Source organism: Collinsella sp. AM34-10 (genome assembly GCF_003469185.1).
In the GTDB taxonomy this organism is placed as follows: domain Bacteria; phylum Actinomycetota; class Coriobacteriia; order Coriobacteriales; family Coriobacteriaceae; genus Collinsella.
This window is the reverse complement of the sequence record NZ_QSIL01000013.1, coordinates 1-6,266: the sequence shown is the minus strand read 5'-3', so window position 1 is coordinate 6,266 and position 6,266 is coordinate 1. Positions and strand designations below refer to the sequence as shown.

Sequence of the window (6,266 nt, the reverse complement as noted above, 5' to 3'; positions counted from 1 at the left end):
TTGCCGTGGGTGATGATGATCTCGTTACCCTGCTCGATAAGACCAAGGAGAGCGTGGGCGGTGTTGCTCACGGCCTGGATCTGCTCGACGGGGTTGTTGCCGAGGGCGTTGCCGCCAAGGGCGACAACGATGCGGTCGGGCTTACCGTACGGTTTACTCATAGTATTCGTTCACTTCCCAGCTACTAGCGAAGCGTCGCGTACATCATGGCCTTAATGGTATGCATGCGGTTCTCGGCCTCCTGGAACACACGAGACTGCGCGCTCTCAAAGACCTCGTCGGAAACCTCCATCTCGGTCACGCCGAACTTCTCGGCAATCTCGGCGCCGATGGTGGTCTGCGTATCGTGGAAGCTCGGCAGGCAGTGCATAAAGATGGCGCCGGGGTTTGCCTTGGCCATGACCTCGGGCGTTACTCGATAGGGAGAGAGAAGATCGATTCGGCTCTTCCACAGCTCCTCAGCCTGACCCATACCGACCCAAACGTCCGTATAGATCACGTCTGCATCCTTGACGCCCTCGTCGATATCCTCAGTGAGCTGGATCGTGCAGCCATTCTGAGCGGCGATCTCCTGGCAGCGCTCAAGAAGCTCGGGATCGAAGTGCGTGGCGCCCTCGACATCGCCCTTGGGTCCGCAGGAGCAGAAGTTAATGCCGAGCTTGGCGCAGATAACCATCAGGGAGTCGCTGACGTTGCCCTGCTCCTTGCCCATATAGGTGAGCTTCATGCCGCGCGTGTCGCCAAACTCCTCACGCATGGTAAGAATGTCGGCAAGGGCCTGGGTGGGATGGTACTCGTTGGTCAGACCGTTCCAGACGGGAACGCCAGCCTTGGCGGCAAGCTCCTCGACGATCGACTGGTCGGAGCCGCGATACTCAATACCGTCATACATGCGACCGAGCACGCGGGCGGTATCCTCGATGGACTCTTTCTTGCCCATCTGCGACGAGCCGGGGTCGAGGTAGGTCACACCCATACCCAGGTCCATACCGCCGACCTCGAAGGCACAGCGCGTGCGCGTTGAGGTCTTCTCAAACAGCAGGACAATGTTCTTGCCCTCGAGAAAGCGGTGCGGATAACCGGCGCGCTTCATATCCTTGAAGTTCTTTGAGAGGTCGAGCATGTACTCGATTTCCTCGGACGTAAAGTCAAGCAGGGTAAGAACGCTTCGACCAGAAAGATTAAGAGCCATGATTTGAGTCCTTTCGATTGTTGGAACACACAAGGAGGGATGGGCGGCGCAGACCACACGCGCCGCCCAGATACGCTAACGCTGACTAGATTTCCTCACGCCAGAACGGCATGGTCATGCAGCGCGGGCCGCCGCGACCGCGAGAAAGCTCCTCGGAGGGAGCGACGAGCAGTTCGACGCCAGCCTTGTAAAGAGCATCGTTGGTGACAACGTTGCGCTCATACACGCAGACCTTGCCCGGTGCGACCGCAAGAGTGTTGGAACCATCGTTCCACTGCTCACGGGAAGCCTCGATCGGATCGCCGCCACCGCACTCAATCATGGTGATATGGTCCATACCCGTCGCAAGCTCGAGGATATGCTGCAGGGTGCCCTCGAGTTCCTCGATATGCACCTCCCCCTCTGCATCGCCCTTGGTCAGGCGGTAGGCACGAAGCGTCTGGTAGATGCCGGGATAGACCGTGAACTTATCGCGATCGACCTGCGTGCAGACGGTGTCGAGGTGCATGTAGGCGTAGCCGTGCGGGATCTTGATGGCATAGATGTTCTCGATCTCGGCCTCATCGGAACCCCAGAACATATTCTTGGCGAGCTCATCGATGGCCGCAGTCTGGGTGCGCTCGGAAATACCGATGGCGAGCGTCTTGGCGTTGATGTTGAGGATATCGCCGCCCTCGATATGCCACTCGCTGTTGTGGTCGTACCAGATGGGGCTACCGGCATAATCGGGATGGTTGCGGAGCACCGTTTCGTAGAAGATTACCTCGCGGTTGCGCTGATTCCAGTACATGCGGTTCATGGTAGCGCCCTTGCCCACGACAGCCAGAGGGTCACGGGAGAAATACGAGGCCGGCATGGGGAACAGCACCATATCGTCAGCCTTCAACTCCTCGCCGTCCATACTGGCAAGAGAACCGCCAACCTTGGGGATCTCGAGGTCGCGAACGTAGAGGCCGCCCATGGCAGCAAGGACAAACTCCTTGTTGTCCTTAATCGAATCAAGCTTCTCGACAACGGCCTGGCGAAGGGCCGCGTTGGAGATGCCGGACTCACCCATGAACTTCGTCATGAACTCTGCGCGAGTGCCCTCGACTTTGTCAAACGTCTCAGCGAGCAGCTCTTCCATATAGACGACCTCGGCGCCAGCGCCGCGAAGAAGGTCGGTAAACTGATCGTGCTCTTTCTGGGCATAGTCCAGATAGAACGCGTCGTGAATCCAAACGCGGTCGAAATCCTCCGCCTTCATGTTTACAAGATCCATACCGGGGCGATGGACGCAAACTTTCTTGAGAGCACCGATTTCGCTGTGGACGTTCAGTCCCTTACTCATTTTTCGTCCTTTCTTTTGATGACCGATTAATTGATTTCCAAAAAACCTTATGGGCTACGCCAGTGGGATAAGACCCGACACGGCGGTAAATGCCAAGCAGACGATGCTAACGACCACGAAGAACTTCCACGCGACCTTCCACCACTGGCCAAGGGGGATCTTGCACACGCCGAGTCCGGCAACGAGCATGGCGCTCGTGGGCGAGATAAGCGACATGGCCGCGCTGCCCATGGAGAGACCCGTCACAGCGGCCTCGGGATTAAGGCCCATGAGCTCAACGAGGGGTCCAAAGATGGGGATCGTAAGCGCCGCAATACCCGAAGAGCTCGGAACAAGGATCGAGAGCAGGTTGTCGATCACGTAGAGAATGCTCGTGAACACAACCGGGGGAACGCCGGCAAGAGCCGTTGCAAGCGTGTTGAGGATCGTGTCAATGATCATGCCGTCATTCGCAATCACGAGGATGCCGCGCGCAAGGCCGACCACAATGGCGGAGAAGGCGAAATCCGCGATACCCTTGACGAACTCACCGGCGATCTCCTTCTCATTCATGCCGGAAACGACACCGGCAAGAAGGGCCATAGCCAGGAAGATGGCAGAGATCTCGTTCATGTACCAGCCCTGGGTCACGAGCCCCCAGATGATTGCAACGAGGCCGAGCACAAAGATGGCCATGACGGCCTTCTGCCTGCCGGTGAACTCACTTTCGAGAAGGTTCCCGTCGGCGCCGAACTCCTCGCGCTTCTTGATGTCGTCATGGTATGCGAGGGAGGATTCGGGGTTCTTCTTGACCTTGAGGGCGTACACCATGACCCAAGCGACGCCAATGGTCGTAAGGACCACGAGCGCGATCATGCGCAGCCAAAGCTGGGGATTGCCCTGGATACCCAGGATTCCCTGAGCGATCAGGACGTTGAACGGGTTGACAGTCGAAGCGATATAGCCGATTCGAGCACCTACAAATACCGTCATAAACGCTGTGATGGAGTCGAAGCCCATGGCCATCATGATTGGCATGAGGATTGCGAAGAACGGGAGCGTTTCCTCAGCCATGCCAAAGGTGCTTCCACCCAGAGCGAAAAGGATCATCAAGATCGGGATGATGAGAACGTCTTTACTCTTGAACTTCTTGACGACACGCGCCACGCCGCTTGTAATCGCACCCGTCGCGGTGATGACCTGGAACGAACCTCCCACAATCAGGATGAACGCAACAACCTCCACGGCCTGCTGGATACCGACCGCAGGGGCTTCCAAAACATCAAAGACACCTTGACGAAGATCGACCTCGTTGCCGTCCTCATCGGTATAGACCTTGTCGATGGGTTCATAAGTGCCCGCGACCGTCACCTCGCGACCGTTAACTTCCTGACGTTCAAACGATCCCGAAGGAACCAACCAGGTCATAACCGCAAAAATAGCCATTAAAGCAAGGATGATGGTGTATACATGGGGGACGCGGATACCGCGCTTCTTCTCTGTCTCTGCCATTTCCCCTCCTTAATTCGTTGGTGTAACCTCTGCCGGCGATTTGATTTTTTCATCAGCCGCATCCCCCGCGTGCTTTTCGTCCACCAGCGCGCTGGTTTTCGCTATAAACGGTTTTCTACTTGACGTTATTTATCAATTATTGCTTTGGATTGATATTTAATGTCAATTCCATGTCTTGAAAAGCATCTATGAATACTCAATTTATGACAAAAGGTGAAATGATTTAAAAATGTGTCACCATAAGAGTCGAGATAACGCTACATCCGGAACGAGGATTCATGTCTGCTCTCCAGGTCCAAAATGAAATAGGAAAGCTTCAGAAAGCCCTCCTGCACTGCCCCGGCAACGAAACGCGCAACTATCCAGACGGACAATTCAACCAGGTGTTTACGCTGCGCCCCTCAAACAGCTCCTTTGACCTCGAAAAAGCGCTGGCAGAGCATCGCTCCTATTCGGACATCCTAAAGAACGAGGGGGTGGAGCTCTTCTATGTCGAAGACCTGCTCATCGAAGCCCTCGATCAGTCGAGCCGGGCCCGCCAGTCTTTTATCGATCTGTATATCTCCGAGTGCGGAGTCAGGGGAATCGAGCTTCAATCGGCTATACGCGATCTTCTCGAGGGTGCCAAGAGCTCTCTCGACCTTGTCCAAACAGCCATCAAAGGCATTCGCTACGGCCAGGTCTTTGATACCGAGAGGGAAGCGCATAGCCTCGCGGCATTGACTGGAGACGCTTACCTCCCCGAGGATCTTCTCGTAAACCCGCTTAACACCATGTGGTTCACGCGTGACCCGGTAAGCGTCATAGGAAGCGGCGCGACACTCAATCACATGTACTGGCCAGAACGAAACCGCGAGGTCATCGCCTACCAGACGATCTTTAACTACCATCCGACCTTTATGGGAACGCCGCAGTTTTTCAAGCACGAATCTACATATCATCTCGAAGGCGGCGACGTTCACAATCTAAACAGTGAAAACGTAGCTATCGGCATCTCGCAGCGCACCGAGCCCCTGGCCATAGACTCGCTAGCACGAGAGGTGCTGTGGAATAAGGACTCGACCATCGAATCTGTCTGGGCGATCAAGGTCCCCTATGACGAACTCTGCATTCACTTAGACACCTATTTCAGCCGTGTCGACTACGATACGTTCCTCATCGATCGCACTTTGCTGGAGGAGGCCGAAGTCTACCGAATCACGCGAGGGAGACGCGAGTGGACGACCCGTGCCGCAATCGTCGAGGGAGGGATCCGCGAGGCGATTGGGATGGCACTTGGCTCAAATAATCTGAGGTTTATCCTCTGCGGCGGATCGAACCCCGCTGCCGCCGAGCGCGAAAGGGCCAACAACGCCGCGAGCACACTCTGCCTTAAGCCCGGAAAGGTCTGCGTTTACGGGGAGAACACCGAGACCAACGCCGCTCTCGAACAGGCCGGGATAGAACTCGTGCCCATATCGATCTTTGAGCTCACAAGCGGCTTTGGCGGGCCCGACTGCCTCTGTCTCCCCCTAGCCCGCTCAATCTAGCCATGGGGGTCGGAGAGAACATCAAGGCCCTTCGAAAGAAGAGCTCCCTCACGCAAGAGGAGTTTGCAAAGCTCATCGGCGTCTCCAAGGAGACCGTATGCCGCTGGGAAAAGGGCCGGTCGGCGATACGTCAATCGACGCTGCAAACAATAACTTCGGTGTTTAACCTGCAGCCTGACGACCTGACCTCAGAGGCCTCAGGCCTTGCAGCACAGAATGAGTTTCCCAAGAAAAGTAGGCCAAAGGAAAACTGCCAGCCGAGCGAAGTGTGCGATGCGTTTAAGATCACGATGAGCAGCGGCAGAACAGGCCTTAAACGGACGGGAACGGTACCATCGGCCCCCTCGCTACTCGCCCGGCACCCCAACTGCTTCTTTGTCCAAATGGACACTTCAGCCATGTCGAAATGCTATCCAATCGGCTCGCTCCTGCTTGTCGATCCTAATAAAAAGCCATGGAATGGCTGTACGGTGTTGGCAATTGCAGACAATTCGAGAATGGTGATCAGGCGCTACAGCGTCGGCACAAGCTCGATATTGCTTTCGTCATACTCCTACCGAACGGCCGAGCCCGACATTGTGCTCGACAAGCGCAGGATTAGAATCCTCGGTGTCATTGTTTGGTTTCAAGCCTCCCATGACCTGGGCGAATAATCACTAGGAATCAGCACTTATTACAGCAAAAGCCCCGCAGTCGGAGCGGACTGCGGGGCTCATGAAGAGAG

The 6,266-nt window shown here is 55.8% G+C and carries 5 protein-coding genes and 1 pseudogene; 2 read left to right on the top strand and 4 right to left on the bottom strand.

The genetic code is table 11. From position 1 onward, the window contains the following. The 4 genes and pseudogenes from DW823_RS09485 to DW823_RS09470 form a co-directional block, all read right to left on the bottom strand. Window positions 1–161 (bottom strand): annotated as a pseudogene (locus tag DW823_RS09485) (carbamate kinase); the annotation flags it as partial. Window positions 162–184: 23 nt separating this feature from the next. Then, on the bottom strand, window positions 185–1,192 hold the full coding sequence (gene argF / locus DW823_RS09480) for an ornithine carbamoyltransferase (protein WP_117584179.1): 1,008 nt from the start codon (window positions 1,190–1,192) through the stop codon (window positions 185–187). Window positions 1,193–1,277: 85 nt separating this feature from the next. Further along, complete coding sequence (locus DW823_RS09475) at window positions 1,278–2,522, bottom strand: arginine deiminase family protein (protein WP_118082029.1); 1,245 nt, start codon at window positions 2,520–2,522, stop codon at window positions 1,278–1,280. 54 nt (window positions 2,523–2,576) lie between these two features. After that, window positions 2,577–4,013 carry a YfcC family protein gene (locus tag DW823_RS09470; RefSeq protein ID WP_118082027.1) on the bottom strand — a complete coding sequence of 479 codons (1,437 nt, stop codon included), beginning with the start codon at window positions 4,011–4,013 and terminating at the stop codon, window positions 2,577–2,579. Between the two features lie 278 nt (window positions 4,014–4,291). Between DW823_RS09470 and DW823_RS09465 the strand changes: the two genes are divergently transcribed. After that, on the top strand, window positions 4,292–5,542 hold the full coding sequence (locus DW823_RS09465; RefSeq protein WP_118082025.1) for an arginine deiminase family protein: 1,251 nt from the start codon (window positions 4,292–4,294) through the stop codon (window positions 5,540–5,542). Between the two features lie 2 nt (window positions 5,543–5,544). Beyond that, entirely contained in the window at window positions 5,545–6,195 is a 651-nt protein-coding gene (locus DW823_RS09460) for a helix-turn-helix domain-containing protein (RefSeq protein WP_118082023.1), read from the top strand. The last annotated feature ends 71 nt before the right edge of the window (window positions 6,196–6,266 follow it).

Coding starts and splice junctions, on each gene's coding strand:
- DW823_RS09460 (WP_118082023.1), top strand. CDS start 5,545: ATGGGGGTCGGAGAGAACATCAAGGCCCTTCGAAAGAAGAGCTCCCTC.
- DW823_RS09470 (WP_118082027.1), bottom strand. CDS start 4,013: ATGGCAGAGACAGAGAAGAAGCGCGGTATCCGCGTCCCCCATGTATAC.
- DW823_RS09465 (WP_118082025.1), top strand. CDS start 4,292: ATGTCTGCTCTCCAGGTCCAAAATGAAATAGGAAAGCTTCAGAAAGCC.
- DW823_RS09475 (WP_118082029.1), bottom strand. CDS start 2,522: ATGAGTAAGGGACTGAACGTCCACAGCGAAATCGGTGCTCTCAAGAAA.
- argF (WP_117584179.1), bottom strand. CDS start 1,192: ATGGCTCTTAATCTTTCTGGTCGAAGCGTTCTTACCCTGCTTGACTTT.